We start from the raw sequence: 14,149 nt of genomic DNA, 5'->3' as shown, positions 1-14,149 counted from the left end.
CGACTTATGCTCTTAATAGCGATGTTGGAATCGACACAACGACTTTCTCAACCTCTCCAGAGCGCGCAAAGATTTGCTGACTCAACGCGCTCGATAGCGCCAAGCCTTCTACAACAAGCTGCTTACCATTTGATTTGGTTAATACCATACCAGCTTGAATCTCCGACTCCACAAGTTGATACACAAACGGCACTTGGCACAGAGTAAACGCCAACTGATCTTTCTCAACTACATAGCTTTGCGTTTGCCCCGCCACACTTTGGCAAGAGAACGGTGCCGATTCGGTCAAGAACTCATGACGATGAAGCAAACGTGGGTCGATACGAATCTCGCCCTCTTCAACCAAAATGCCCAGTTCAACAAAACGCGTAATCACTTCTTCTTTCACCTGCCCCGTCATACCTGGTTGCTGCGCACCAGCATGCTTTGGTGTGTGAGAGTATGGGTCTGTTGGGAATGCGCCGTAGTTTTCTGGCGTTTTGTTGAAACCAATACCAGCGCGAACTCGGTAGTAATATTCGGCTAACTTTTGCGTCTCTTCGCTATCAGCATCCTGTTCACGCGCTACCAAGTAGTTTTCTTGTACCGCGAGCAACAGCTTAGAAACCATGTGCCAGTAGATACAACCCAAACCTTCGTAACCAAACATGGTACCAGAGCGGCCAGTAAACGCTTTGTGGTTGAACACATCTTCGTATAGAGCTTCAATCGCTTCCCATTCTTCTTCAGCCACATCAGCATACTCGTCACGGAGTTGCTGGATCTGCACTTTAAGATAACCGCTGTTCTCTAGGCTAGCATGGAAGTGGAATTGACCTTGCTCATCTGCATTTACTAAACGTTGATCGCCCTTCTTCAACATCGAACTTAACACCGGCACCGCATTGATTTGCGCGTCCGTTAAGCTGTTCTTGTTCATGAATGCACTCAAGTCACGATCTGGATACAGCATGAAGCTGTGTTGATCTTCGCGGTACATCTCGCTGGCAAACAGATTATCCAGCAAGTTCACCGCTTGCGCTGGTGTTAGCACGCCGGCGCTCAGGGCTGCTACTTGGCCTTCCAACATTGGGTACAACTCTTCCACCTGCAGACTTTCCGCTGAGTACGTCAGGATGTTGTAGGCGTTAAACAGGCCATCTTCACGCAAGTTGCTAGCAATGCTCGAATCCAGCACAGTCAAGCTCACCTCAAGTAGTTGCTTGATCGCCGATGCTTCAACGGTGGTTTTGCCCGAGAAACCATTCACACGGTATACGCGCTGACGGAAATCTTCGGCGGCTTTCTCCAACTGAGTCAGGATCGCTTTGCGAGTTTGGCGAGTTACGGTTTCTTGGCGAATCTCTTTTGCCGCTTCCGACAAGATACGAGTGGTTGAAAGTAGCCATTCGAACACTTCTTTCGACATGCTGACCGACGCAGGCGCATCTGCCAACAATTGCTGCAAGAACGCGACATAGCGACGCATGTAGTACAACGTGACCATCGACAAGCCATTGCCCACAATCGCGTTGTTCGCATCATTCCACTCTGGTCGCTGAGTATTGAGCCAAATGCCGCCATCAAGTACCAAGTTGCTCAGTTTCGCCAACAGTGGTACTAGCACTTTCTCAGTCAGGTTGACCATGTACACGTCGTTGTCGCTACCAAGCACCAATCGACCATCGCTGCCCATCGCTGATACGCGTTGTTCGATGTTGTGTTGCAACTCATCATTGAACGTCACGGTGTCTTTTGGATTGACGAACAACTTTTCTACATCACACAACTCGTAAGGTACGTTCGCGTAGCTGAACACATCCGTTTGCATCATTGCTAACAGATCATCGCGCTGATACTTGTCTGCCAGCTCTAGGAACTTGAGTAAGTAGATGATTTGATGGTCGCCCCAGTAACCAATGTTGCTCCATGGGTCATCTGGCTCCAGCATTTCCCAGTCAATACCATCTTTGGTGATGCGGTATGGGTTGTAGCCATCCATTGTGGATGCATTCACAAACTTGGCTAGGAACGATTGAATAAAGCCAGGATAGCTCAGCGCAATCGCCTCCCAGTTTTGGAAGATGTCACGCCAGTTACCTTGGTAAGAAAGCAAACGCTCGCCATTGTCATCTTTCAGCTTGATTTCGTAGTGGTTCCAAGGACGGCTTGGATCACCGTGGCGACGACCAAACGTCAGTGGTAGATATTCGTAACTTAAGCGGATTAACTGAGCGTCTTCACTCTGCTTAGCAAGGCTCACAAGCTCAGCATGGGTAAACTGCTCCGGCAGGTCATTAAACAGCGCAACATGACGTTCAAACACAAGGCGGTTGGCATTACGAATCGTAGCCAACACATCTTTTTTATCTAGGGTATAATTGTTCTCAAATACCCCACCACGCATGTTATTGAACAGCACGTTCGCGTAGTGGTGCACACTGGTCTCTTCTTCCGCGGTGATTTGCCACGCATCCGCACCAGACATCAAACTGATCAGCTCTTGTTGGTTGGCAGCGATGCTCTGTTCAACTTGTTGTGTCATGTTCACTGGCTGCGCAAGGCGATTACGCATCGACGTCACATCGCTATGGCTCTTATCGATATCCGCAATGATCAACCAAGACTTGTTTTGGTTTGCTTCTAGCTTGATAGACTTGTGAATCAAGTAGCTGCCACGTACGCCTTTAGTCAGAGTTTCATTCTTTATTTCACGACCTTGACGGAACGCGCTCACTTGGCTGCTGCTCAATAAGCGCTGACCATAATCGTTATCGACACTGAACACGGTCGTTGCGAGCAAAGATTCCGCTGGCTCAGCACGATCACTGAGTTTTGCGTACATGGTAAACAGTGCTAGTGAACTGCCATCAAGCAACTCATTCCATTTGTAGGCATCGACCAAAGCGCTACGAGTTTGCAACGCAGACAGCGGCGCGCCCGATGGCAATAGGTTTTGCAGGCCATCAATCAACTCAATCTCTCGAGTGGTGCCTGACAGATCGGTGATTTGCGAGCGACGAACAAAGCCAAACTCTTCACTGGTGTTCCAGCTGTATTGGAATTTAAGCTTCAACGTGTGGTTAAGCTCTTCAAAAACAATCTTGTCGCCAATGGTGTTTTTGTACAGATGGCGCTCAACTTGGTACAAGCCATCATGATGGCGGTTGAACGGTTCCCACATTGCCACGCCTTGTCCACTAGCGACTTTAATGATGGTTTTTGAACCCGTGTTTTCTGCGTTCTCGTGGATATGATCGACAGATTTGTAAGGGAACAGCGCGTTCTCGGGACGAATACGCCCCGCCGACAAGCTGCCCGTGGATGAAATAAACAGCCAATGGTCACTGGCCGACACGACACTAATGAAAAACGGGTTCATTTGGTCAACATGTGAAATCTTGTAGTATCGCTCGCCGTCCAAATCGACGAAGCTTCCCTCTACGGTTGGGCAAGAATAATGTTCAAAAGTCATAATGTTCTTCCAATAATTATGAAAGCGCTTTCTTTTTACGCTTTTTTTAATAAGCTAATTTGTTTTTATCCTAAGTGGTGACAGCGTGCGTAATGGTCTTCGCCGACTTTCGTCGCGTCAGGCACTGATTGAGTACACACCTCTGTCGCCTTTAAACAACGAGTCGCAAATGGGCATCCCACGCAGCTTGGCTTCCATAACGGGATTTCACCCTTCTTCGCCATCAAATCACGTTTACCGGAGTTGCCCACTTCAGGCACCGCTGAGAGCAATAACTGGGAATATGGGTGTTGCGGATTTTGTGTCACGTTGTCGCTGTTGCCCCACTCGACCATGTGGCCCACGTACATGACGGCGGTTTTTTCCGCGAAGTAACGCGCGGTCGCGATGTCGTGGGTGATGTACATGAAAGAGATGCCGTGCTTGTCTTTCAGATCCGACATCAAGTTCAAAATGCCTAAGCGAACTGACACGTCGAGCATTGAGATAGGTTCATCCGCCAGAATCACTTCAGGGTCGACGGCAATCGCGCGAGCAATCGCAACACGTTGGCGCTGACCGCCACTTAGCTCATGTGGGTATTTTTCTGCGGTTTCTTTCACCGGAGACAAACCAACCAGCTCAAGCAGTTCGTAAACCAGCTTTGGAATCGCGTCTTTTTCCGCACGTTTGTGGATCAGAAGCGGACGTGCAATATGGTGGTAAATGGTATGGACTGGGTTCAGCGAGCCAAATGGGTCTTGGAAAATCATCTGCACTTGGCGCGCGTATTCCAGCTCGCCGTGCTCTTGAATGTATTCACCCAACTCTTGGCCTTTGAACGTTACCTCGCCATCGGTTTTGTCGTAGATGCGCGTCAGAACTCGTGCGCCCGTGCTTTTGCCTGAGCCAGATTCACCCACAATAGCCAGCGCTTCCCCTTTGCGCAGTTCAAACGTGACGTCATTCACCGCTCGCATCAAGTTGCTTTTTGCTGACTGACCAATGGGAAAGTCTTTCACTAGATTCTTAACTGAGAGAATCACTTCAGGGTTTGTTACGTTATCCATTATTCTCTCCCGTTTACATCAAATGACATGACACTAGGTTGCCATTCGTAACTGGCACCAAGGTTGGATCGCTCTTCTGACACTCTGCAAAACATGCATTGCAACGCGCTTGGAAGTTACACCCTTGCGGGATTTTCAGTAGGTTCACAGGGTTACCCGGGATGCCGTATAAACGCTCTTTCGGCCCGTGAATGGTTGGGAATGAAGAAATCAAACCTTTGGTGTACGGGTGTTGAGGATCACCAAATACGTTCTTCGCATCCCCAAGCTCAATCAGGTTGCCTGCATACATCACACCAATGCGGTCTGCGATTTCGCCCATCAAGCTCAAGTCATGGCTGATGAACAGAATCGAGAAGCCAAATTTGCTCTTCAGCTCGTAAAGTTCATTAAGGATTTCACGCTCTACCACCACATCGAGCGCGGTGGTTGGTTCGTCCATGATGATAAGTTTTGGTTCCAGCGCGAGCGCAACAGCAATCACCACACGTTGGCGCATGCCGCCACTCAATTGGTGTGGAAAGCTCGCCATGCGGTCGCCGTGAATGCCCACCACGCCAAGCAGCTCAACCGCACGGTCATACGCTTCTTGGTAAGTCACTTTTCGGTGCGCAAGAATCACGTCGGTTAACTGCTCACCAATGGTGATCACTGGGTTTAAAGAGTTCATTGCACTTTGGAACACCACAGACACGTCATTCCAACGGAAGTTGCGCAGCTGTTTATCATTCATCTTCAGCACGTCCTGACCTTTGTAGAGAATTTCCCCTTCAGAGATCAGAGCCGGTGCTTTATGCAAACGTGAGATAGCAAATGCCAAGGTACTTTTGCCGCAACCAGACTCACCAGCGATACCGAGCGTTTCACCCGGAGCGATGCTAATGCTGACGTTGTTCACCGCACGCGCTACACCGTTTGGTGACACATAATCGACGCATAGGTTATTAATTTCTAATAAGTTGCTCATCTTAGACCTCGGCGCTTATCTGCTTCTTTTTTCAGTTTGTGCCACAGCTTAATGTGTGGACCAGTACGAAGTTTCGGGTTACTCACTTGGTCAATCGACATGTTGATCAGTGCCAGTGCACCACCTGTGATTGCGAGAGCCATCGCAGGGACTAACATCTCCCACCAAGCGCCGGTGTATAGAGACGACGACGTTTGTGCCCAGTACAACATCGAGCCCCAGCTCACTTCTGTTGCGTCACCCAAACCTAGGATGCCAAGACCCGCCTCTGAGCCCATTGCGTAAATCACTGTGCCTAAGAAACCACCAAATACAATCGAGACAAGGTTCGGTAGGATTTCGACTAAGATGATGCGGATTTTTGATTCGCCCATTACTTCTGCCGAGATAATGAATTCTTTATTTCGAATCGCCATGGTTTGCGAACGAATGACACGAGCCCCCCAAGGCCAGGAGGTTATCCCGAGCAATATGGTGATGACGAGGGACCCCACCTGCCCTAAGAAAGCGGCGAGCACAATAAGCAACGGGAGCTGAGGAAACACCAAGAAAACGTTAGTTAGGAAGTTAAGACGCTCATCGATTTTGCCGCCGAAGTAGCCTGCAGAGACACCGATAATGACGGCTAGGCTCATTGCAATCACACCAGCTGAAATCGCAACCGTGAGTGACTTTCTCGCGCCGTGCAACACTTGGCTGTAAACATCGCGGCCACTACGAGTAGTGCCAAGTACGTGCTCTGCATTTGGCGCTACGTGTGGTCTTGCAACACGACGGTCAGGATCATGCGTTGCCAGCACAGGAGCGAAAATTGCACCAGCTAGAACAATCGACAGCAGCAAACCACCGATAATGGCAGGTGGGTTGCCATAGAAAAAAGCGTACACTTTGCCGAAGCTTTTTTTGATTCGCTTCCAAGAGAATTTCGACTCACGAGTCATCAGTTCATCGTGCTCAGAAGGCGTTGGGGTATTGATTAGTTTTTCCATGATGCACCTTAGTTCGAAATTCGTGGGTCAAGCCACACGTACAGCAGATCAGCAATGAAGTTGGCAGTCAGAACCGCCGTCACTAAGATAAGTAAGATGGCTTGGATAAGTGGGTAATCACGCGCCACAATGCCCTTCAGCAGAATGTTGCCTAAACCTTGGTAGTTGAACACCACCTCTGTCATGATTGAGCCAGCGAATGAAAAACCAATCGCCATCGCAATCGCTGTTGCAACAGGCAAAATCGCATTACGACCTGCGTAGCGGCTCATTACTTTGTAGCTGCTTAAGCCTTTCGCTTCTGCCATGGTGACGTAGTCTTCACCCAGCACGTTTATCATCGCGTTACGCATGTTGAACACCCATGTCGAGATACCGACTACGACCATTGAGCCCATTGGCAATATTGCGTGTTTCGCGACACTGCTGATGAATTCCCAGTTAAAACCAGGCTCCAACGATGGGTCATAGGTGTAAGCCAACGGCAGCAATTCCATCTTCAAACCGAAGAAGTAGAACAGCAATAAAGCAGTAACGATGTAAGGGAAGTTACTGATGAAGGCCAGTACTGGCGGCACGATTTGACCAAACAGTCCTTCACGACGGTAAGAGGCATAAGTACCAATACTCACACCAATAATCAGCGCCACGATCAGAGAACCTAGCGCTAGGAACATGGTCCATGGTAGTGCCATCGCAATCACTTCAGATACGCTGACTGGGAACATCAAAACCGATGGACCAAGATCAAGCGTGAAAACACTTTTCATGTAAGCGATGTATTGAACAAAGATGTTGCCATCAACAAAGCCGTACATCTCACGTACAGCATCCATCTGAGCAGGATCCATTCGACCTTGCGCCGCAGCAAACAAGGCATCAACAGGGTCACCAGGCATAAGGCGTGGCAACATGAAGTTGAAAGAGATCGCAATCAGAAAGGCAGTAAAATAAAAGCCAAATCGGCGAGCTAGAAACGACATATCAAACCTTTAACTTACGAGCCACAACACGCACTTACTTTTGCAATTACGGTTGCGGCTCCGATGTTAATTAAAAAACCTACCTACAAATTGAAATCGCTAGTTATTTCAGGTGTAGGTTGTTCAGGATGATCACGCGCTTGCCGCCGTCATACCAAACCGGTTGGATGTAAGGGTCTTTTTCACTTGGCCAACCAACGATATTTTTCGTGCTGTATTGGAACCAAGTTGGGTTTGAGAACAGCGGGATAAATGGCATGTTCTCTGCCGTGAACTCTTGAAGTTCAGAGATGATTGCTTCTTGTTTCTCTGCATCACCAATCTTACCGAAGCTGTCGATCAGCTTATCGATTTCAGGAGAATGCACACCGTGACCTGCGTGGAAACCTTTACCAACGCGTGATGTGTGGTAGTACTCTTGGAATGCTAGGATTGGGTTATCCGACACCATTGACCAGTTGATTGACATGGTGAACGCACTGTCTTTCAGGTTTTTGTCGTATACGGCCCAGTCAACAGTTTTCACGTTCGCTTTGATGCCAACATCCGCGAAGTATTCCGTCACCATTTGCACGACCTGAATCCAATCCGTCCAGCCGTTTACGACTTCGATATCGAACTCAACAGTAGAACCATCAGCGTTATCACGGAAGCCGTCGCCATTGCGGTCAACAATGCCAGCTTCATCGAGCAAGTTCTGCGCTTTCTTCACATCGTATTGCGTTAGATGGCCGTACTTTTTGTTCACATTTTCGTCAATGTGATTTTTGTACAGCTCGGCAATACCGCCGACGTTGTAGTTCACGGTTGGGTAACCATAAGCCGCAATATCAACAATTGCTTCACGGTCTAACGACATAGACAGCGCCTGGCGTACACGCAAATCATCAAACGGGGCTTTCTTGGTGTTCACGTACAAGTGAATCGCATCGTTCGCTGGGTACCAGAAGTGGTTGTTTTCTTTGTCTTGACCAACAAAAGTGGACTCAACGTCAGCAATAAAGTTTGAACCCCAGTCGATTTCGCCTTTGATCAGAGCCGGTTGGATCTGCGAGTTGTCGTTGTAAGAACGGAAGTTTACACAGTCTAGGTAAGGGCGGTTTTCTAGGTAGTAGTGCGGGTTACGGCACAGTTCCATCTGCTGCGGTTTTACGTACTTCACCGTCGTCATCGGGCCGCTGCCTACAGGATTAGGGTTAGTGAAGGTTGTGTAATCTGTTACTTTCGACCAAGTGTGTTTAGGGACAATGTGGTAAGCACCAATGCTCCAAAGGAAAGTTGAATCTGGTTCTGCTAGGTTGAATACCACCGTTTGTTTATCTGTCGCTTCAATGCTCGTTAGGTTACCCGTTGGCCAAATCGCTTTGACATCAAATGCTGGCGCTTTCTTTGTCAGCTCAAAGCTGAACACCACGTCTTCTGCAGTAAGTGGTGCACCATCAGACCATTCCAAGCCGTTACGTAACTTTAGCGTAATGGTTTTTAGGTCATCAGAATATTCAACCGATTCCGCCAAACGATAGTGTGTTTCCCCCGTCATGTTGTTCAACACAAACAGTGGCTCGAACATAATGCCGTGTAAGGTGTCCTTAGTCGTGTAAGGGTTAAAGTTTTCAACAAACCCGGTGTTGATGATTGGCACCGTAAGCGTACCACCTTGTTTGATGGTGTCCGCTTGAGCGGTAGTAGCAAGCATCATGCTGGCAGCAAATGTAGCGAGCAGAGTTTTCTTATGCATCACATTGTCCTTTTATAATGTTGGATACGAAAAGAAAGCGCTTTCTTTTTATTTCAAAAAAATGAAGCGAACTTTGATGTAGGGTGTAATCAATTCATCATTGCTGATGACACTGACAGGCTCGAATCCACAACAAAGAAAGCGCTTTCTTAATGCGATAGATACTCGTAAAAATGCTTAGGTTCTTCAATAAAAGTGAGCAAAAACAAAGCTCTGATCACAATCAAACAAGATCAATACATTCAATAACTTAAACTAGCGCCAGATCTCACTTCGATATTAAGTCTAATAATTTCAATGAGTTAAAAATAACACCAAAACCTTGTATTTTGTGAGCTCATGCAAGTTTGATCATGCGTGATGTCACAACCGTTTTACGTAAGAGTCAGCCTCAATAAAGCGCGCTCATTAATACAGCCTCCGTGCGCTTGCACACAAAACATCAAGAAACCATAAGAAAGCGCTTTCAATATTAAATAAGCAGTGAAATCATAATCTAATATGGTCCACATAGAGGAGAGCGCCATGGTGCAATTTTGGAATGGCAATAAATCAACGATTCGTCAGCAATATGAATGGGAGGCCTTGCAACTTGCGCTTCAAAACTCTCAACAGGAATTGTTTTTAAACAATGACTTAACTGACTATCCAGATGCAAAGGATGAAGGGCAAGTCTTCTCCCACGGAACTGATCTGCTCGTCACCGTTGCTGGCAATAAGAAGTTTGCTCAAGGCAGTTATCTGATGCTTCCACAGCCTTTATGTAAAGGATTATTGGGCTGCCGAGTTTTGATTGTCCGTAAAGACCGATTGGCAGAGTTTCGAGGATTGAGTGAAGCGAAGCTAAAACAAATGAGTATTGGTATTCCAGCAACTTGGGCGGATGCCGATCTGTTTCGCGTTAATCAATATCAAGTCGAAGAGCATGGCAGCCTAGAGGAGCGCTTATTAGCCGTACAGAGTGGCGAATGTGATTACATGGCACTCGGTGCAAATGAAGCCGAAGCGATCGTGACACAATACGCGTACCTTGTTCCCGATTTGGTCGTGGAACCAACCATTATGCTCTATTACCCTTTCCCACTGGTGTTTTACTGCCATCCAGAAAAGGCCGAATTGTTTACAGAGCTCAAGTTGGGACTGGAACGCAGCCTGAACAATGGTGAACTGGATGAGTTATTTGAACAAACCTACGGCACAGATGTGCGTGCAATGAAGCTCCACCAGCGCCGTGTGTTTCATTTGACCAACCCTATTCTGCCCAGTGAACTGGCTTACTATCAATCGGACTTGTTACCCGCTTAGAGCAGTGATACCCAAGTAACCCTAGCTTTTGAGTATTGGCTACTTGGGTATTGGCTTATTGAGGACGGAATTTCGATACCGTTGAATCACGCACAATCAGATCAATCGGTGGAAGTCGAGTATTGCACTGCTCGCCAGTCAATAAGCCAAGAATCGACTCGGCACAGGCTACCCCAATTTCTTCAACAGGCTGACGTAGTGTGGTCAACCCCGGCGTGAAATACTTCGAAGTAGGCAGATCGTCAAAACCAATCACAGAGACGTCTTCCGGCACTTTAAAACCGTGGTCGTGCAGCGCTTTGCTCGCCCCATAAGCGGTCTGATCATTGGCGGCAAACAACGCCGAGAAATGCACTTTAGATTCAATCAACTCAACGGTGCGTTCATAGCCGACTTCGCTACTGAAATCGCCCTGCTTAATTAGGTTATTCCGCACTTTGATCCCCGCTTCAGTGAGTGCCTTCTTATAACCAACAAAGCGTGCAACCGCGTCTGGTTGGTTAAGTAACCCTTTGATGTGGGCGATGTTAACATGGCCTTGTTGCAACAAATGCAGTGTCGCCATATGGCCGCCAAGAACGTTATCGATATTGACTGAATGCAGCTTCTCACCGGTGTAGTTGTAACCGACTGCAACCACAGGAATCTTTCTCGCATACTCAACCAACTCATGCTCGGTTAAGCTGCCAGCGACCACAATCACGCCATCAACATTGCTCTTTTCAAGATAATCCAACGCCTGTAACTGCATACTGTGTTGCCAGTACCCCGAAGCAATCACAAGCGAGTAGCCCTTTGGCCCAAGGAACCGCTCCATATCGTTAAAGATACGGCTGGTAAAAGGACTTTCTGGATTTTGAACTAACACACCAATCGTCATCGAGCGCGTATTGCTGCCCTGATTCATCTGGTAGTTCGGTTTGTAATCGAGCGCTTTGATCGCATCTTCTATCGCAATGGTTTTCTCTTTAGAAATAAAGGTGGTGCGATTGAGAAAACGAGAGACGGTACTCGGTGAAACCCCGGCGAGTTTGGCGACATCGTAAATGGATGGAGCGCGTTTTTTCTTTTTCATAGTTACCAACATGCAAGCTAATGATAGAAATATATTTAACCGAAAGGAGTACGGCAACGCTTAACGATAAGAAATGAGAGCTTGGTAATTAGCCAGCACGCCTTAAGCGCACTGGCTTTCATATGTCAGATTAGAACGTTGCCAGAGAATTTTCACTCAGCGCGTCGAATAGATGAATCGCATCCAAATCCAAGTATAGAGTTAGCGTATCCACATCCACTTCAGCCGCTTGCGTCTCCACCATTAAAGGCTGGCCAGCGATTTCTGTCTTCAGCAGAATACTCGCACCCAATAGCTCTTTATCTTTGATTTTCACCGGGAACGGCAGTACGCGGTCGTGATCCACTTGCTCTGAACGCAAATGAATGTCCGTCGGACGAACGCCAAAGTGCAGGGCTAGGTTCTTCGATGCGTGGGCTTTAAAACGCTCTGGTAAAGGAATACGAACATCACCCAGTTCGACTTCCCAATTGCCTTCTTCACCCACTAACTTCGCATCCAACATGTTCATTGACGGGTTACCGATGAACTGTGCCACGAACTTGTTTGCAGGGCGTTGGAACACTTCAGTTGGCGTGCCAACCTGAGCCACATAACCATCTTTCAGAATCACGATACGATCTGCCAATGTCATCGCTTCAATCTGGTCGTGGGTTACGTAAATCGTCGTCGTTTTCAGTTCGCGATGAAGGTGTTTGATCTCTTCACGCATCACACCACGGAGCTTGGCATCAAGGTTAGACAATGGCTCATCAAACAAGAATACTTTTGGTGTACGCACCATCGCACGTCCCATCGCCACACGTTGACGCTGGCCACCAGACAGCTCTTTCGGCTTACGATCCAACAGCGCATCCAGCTCTAGCATTTTCGCCGCTTTACGCACTTCAACGTCAATTTGATCTTTCGGCATGCCCTTTAGCTTAAGCGCAAAGGCGATGTTCTCGTAAACCGTCATGTGTGGGTAAAGCGCGTAGCTTTGGAATACCATCGCAAGGTCACGGTCTTTGGCATCGATTTTGTTCATCAGCTTATCGCCAACGTAAATCTCACCAGCTGTGATGCTTTCTAAACCCGCCAACATACGGAGTGTGGTCGATTTACCACAACCCGATGGACCAAGGAAAACCACGAATTCGCCATCTTGAACGGTAAAGTCGAAGTGCTTGACGACTTCCACATCATCGTAAGATTTTTTGATGTTTTTGAATTCTACTTTAGCCATTATTTGTTCTCCTCAGCTCGCTCTAGCAGCATATTTCGGTACGCAATCGCACTCTGCTTTAAGGTGCGCTCTTGAGTTTGGTAGTCAACGTGTACGATGCCAAAACGTTGTTTGTAGCCATACGCCCACTCGAAGTTATCCATTAGGCTCCAAGCGAAGTAACCATTCACATTGACGCCTGCTTTGATCGCTTCATCCAGCGCTTCTAAATGCGATTGGAAGTAGCTTACACGCTGCTCATCATTCACTTGACCAGCAACATGGTGATCATCACCCGCCGCGCCGTTTTCAGTGATGTACAGTGGCGGTAGATTTGAGTAACGCGCTTTTAGACGCAGCAATAGATCAGTTAGCGCTTGTGGGTAGATTTCCCAACCAATAAACGTATGCTCTGCTTCTGGTTGAGGAATGCTCTCTAGCATGCCGTTCGCATCAAATCGCACCACACAACGGGTATAGAAGTTGATGCCAATGAAGTCTAGGTCAGTACGGATGATATCGAGGTCACCCTCTAGAATCATCGGCATGTTGTGCGCTTGACGCTTAAGTACGGTTTCTGGGTATGTCCCTTTCAACACTGGGTCCATAAACCAGTGGTAACCTTCTGCATCGCTGTACTCTGCCGCTTCTGCGTCTGCCTCTGTGTATGGGTATGCTGGCGTCGCATTGAACACACAACCGTGCATTGCGTTTGGTGCGTTCTTACGCATGTGTGGAATCGCCAAGCCATGACCTAACATCAGATGGTGTGCTGACAAGAAGCCTTCACGCTCACCTTTAATACCTGGCGCATGCTCACCCCAACGGTAACCTAGGTAAGCAGAACAGAAAGGTTCGTTCAGTGTTGCGTAAGAATCAATCTTGTCACCGAAGTAAGCACTAACTACATCCGCGTACTCTGCAAACTTGTAAGCCGTTTCGCGATTAAGCCAGCCACCTTTATCTTCAAGGTATTGAGGCAAGTCCCAGTGGTAAAGGGTGACAAACACTTTCAAACCGCGAGCATGACATTCATCGATGATTTGCTCGTAGAACTTCAGCCCTTCTTCATTCACTTTGCCATCTTCTGGCAGAATGCGAGGCCATGCCATCGAAAGACGGTAAGCATCCACGCCAAGACCTTGAATCATCTCAATGTCTTGTTTCCATAAATGAAAGTGATCGCACGCCACATCACCGTTATCAGCATTGTCGACGGCGCCTGGTTTGTTGCAGAACGTATCCCAAATCGATGGGGTGCGTCCGCCAAGTTGTGCACCTCCTTCAATTTGGTAAGAAGACGTCGCGACACCAAATAGAAAACCTGGGCGGCGCATTTTAGAATCTTGGGGTAATTGGAATTTATTCATTATATTTTTATGCCT

10 protein-coding genes are annotated in these 14,149 nt (G+C 47.7%); 1 reads left to right on the top strand and 9 read right to left on the bottom strand.

Features of this window, described 5'->3' with window-relative positions:
* Window positions 1-4 precede the first annotated feature (4 nt).
* The 6 genes from KHO06_RS17395 to KHO06_RS17370 all read right to left on the bottom strand — a co-directional run bounded on the left by KHO06_RS17395 (window position 5) and on the right by KHO06_RS17370 (window position 9,180).
* Complete coding sequence (locus KHO06_RS17395) at window positions 5-3,454, bottom strand: hypothetical protein (RefSeq protein WP_212582999.1); 3,450 nt, start codon at window positions 3,452-3,454, stop codon at window positions 5-7.
* A 65-nt stretch (window positions 3,455-3,519) separates the two neighbouring features.
* Window positions 3,520-4,503: an ABC transporter ATP-binding protein gene (locus KHO06_RS17390; RefSeq protein WP_212582998.1), complete on the bottom strand. Its 984-nt coding sequence runs from the start codon at window positions 4,501-4,503 to the stop codon at window positions 3,520-3,522.
* 13 nt (window positions 4,504-4,516) lie between these two features.
* Window positions 4,517-5,470 carry an ABC transporter ATP-binding protein gene (locus KHO06_RS17385; protein WP_038887923.1) on the bottom strand — a complete coding sequence of 318 codons (954 nt, stop codon included), beginning with the start codon at window positions 5,468-5,470 and terminating at the stop codon, window positions 4,517-4,519.
* Window positions 5,467-6,459 carry an ABC transporter permease gene (locus KHO06_RS17380; RefSeq protein WP_009706761.1) on the bottom strand — a complete coding sequence of 331 codons (993 nt, stop codon included), beginning with the start codon at window positions 6,457-6,459 and terminating at the stop codon, window positions 5,467-5,469. Before KHO06_RS17380 ends, KHO06_RS17385 begins: the two co-directional genes overlap by 4 nt.
* A gap of 8 nt (window positions 6,460-6,467) precedes the next feature.
* Window positions 6,468-7,442: an ABC transporter permease gene (locus KHO06_RS17375; protein ID WP_005428401.1), complete on the bottom strand. Its 975-nt coding sequence runs from the start codon at window positions 7,440-7,442 to the stop codon at window positions 6,468-6,470.
* Between the two features lie 103 nt (window positions 7,443-7,545).
* Window positions 7,546-9,180: an ABC transporter substrate-binding protein gene (locus tag KHO06_RS17370; protein ID WP_212582997.1), complete on the bottom strand. Its 1,635-nt coding sequence runs from the start codon at window positions 9,178-9,180 to the stop codon at window positions 7,546-7,548.
* Window positions 9,181-9,705: 525 nt separating this feature from the next.
* Between KHO06_RS17370 and KHO06_RS17365 the strand changes: the two genes are divergently transcribed.
* Window positions 9,706-10,485 (top strand): transporter substrate-binding domain-containing protein, encoded by a 780-nt coding sequence (locus tag KHO06_RS17365; protein ID WP_081233069.1) that lies wholly within the window; start codon window positions 9,706-9,708, stop codon window positions 10,483-10,485.
* Between the two features lie 55 nt (window positions 10,486-10,540).
* On the opposite strand, the gene KHO06_RS17360 is transcribed toward KHO06_RS17365, so the two are convergent.
* The 3 genes from KHO06_RS17360 to KHO06_RS17350 form a co-directional block, all read right to left on the bottom strand.
* A complete protein-coding gene (locus KHO06_RS17360; protein ID WP_212582996.1) occupies window positions 10,541-11,560 on the bottom strand; it encodes a substrate-binding domain-containing protein in 1,020 nt (339 codons plus the stop codon).
* A gap of 130 nt (window positions 11,561-11,690) precedes the next feature.
* Complete coding sequence (ugpC, locus tag KHO06_RS17355) at window positions 11,691-12,785, bottom strand: sn-glycerol-3-phosphate ABC transporter ATP-binding protein UgpC (RefSeq protein WP_010453536.1); 1,095 nt, start codon at window positions 12,783-12,785, stop codon at window positions 11,691-11,693.
* Window positions 12,785-14,134, bottom strand: coding sequence for a GH1 family beta-glucosidase (locus KHO06_RS17350; RefSeq protein ID WP_212582995.1), 1,350 nt, complete (start codon window positions 14,132-14,134; stop codon window positions 12,785-12,787). Before KHO06_RS17350 ends, ugpC begins: the two co-directional genes overlap by 1 nt.
* Between the last annotated feature and the right edge of the window lie 15 nt (window positions 14,135-14,149).

Origin of the sequence: Vibrio sp. B1FIG11 (genome assembly GCF_905175335.1) — a bacterium.
GTDB lineage: Bacteria > Pseudomonadota > Gammaproteobacteria > Enterobacterales > Vibrionaceae > Vibrio > Vibrio campbellii.
This window is presented reverse-complemented; position numbering and strand designations above follow the sequence as displayed.

Coding starts and splice junctions, on each gene's coding strand:
- ugpC (WP_010453536.1), bottom strand. CDS start 12,785: ATGGCTAAAGTAGAATTCAAAAACATCAAAAAATCTTACGATGATGTG.
- KHO06_RS17370 (WP_212582997.1), bottom strand. CDS start 9,180: ATGCATAAGAAAACTCTGCTCGCTACATTTGCTGCCAGCATGATGCTT.
- KHO06_RS17375 (WP_005428401.1), bottom strand. CDS start 7,442: ATGTCGTTTCTAGCTCGCCGATTTGGCTTTTATTTTACTGCCTTTCTG.
- KHO06_RS17365 (WP_081233069.1), top strand. CDS start 9,706: ATGGTGCAATTTTGGAATGGCAATAAATCAACGATTCGTCAGCAATAT.
- KHO06_RS17350 (WP_212582995.1), bottom strand. CDS start 14,134: ATGAATAAATTCCAATTACCCCAAGATTCTAAAATGCGCCGCCCAGGT.
- KHO06_RS17360 (WP_212582996.1), bottom strand. CDS start 11,560: ATGAAAAAGAAAAAACGCGCTCCATCCATTTACGATGTCGCCAAACTC.
- KHO06_RS17395 (WP_212582999.1), bottom strand. CDS start 3,454: ATGACTTTTGAACATTATTCTTGCCCAACCGTAGAGGGAAGCTTCGTC.
- KHO06_RS17380 (WP_009706761.1), bottom strand. CDS start 6,459: ATGGAAAAACTAATCAATACCCCAACGCCTTCTGAGCACGATGAACTG.
- KHO06_RS17390 (WP_212582998.1), bottom strand. CDS start 4,503: ATGGATAACGTAACAAACCCTGAAGTGATTCTCTCAGTTAAGAATCTA.
- KHO06_RS17385 (WP_038887923.1), bottom strand. CDS start 5,470: ATGAGCAACTTATTAGAAATTAATAACCTATGCGTCGATTATGTGTCA.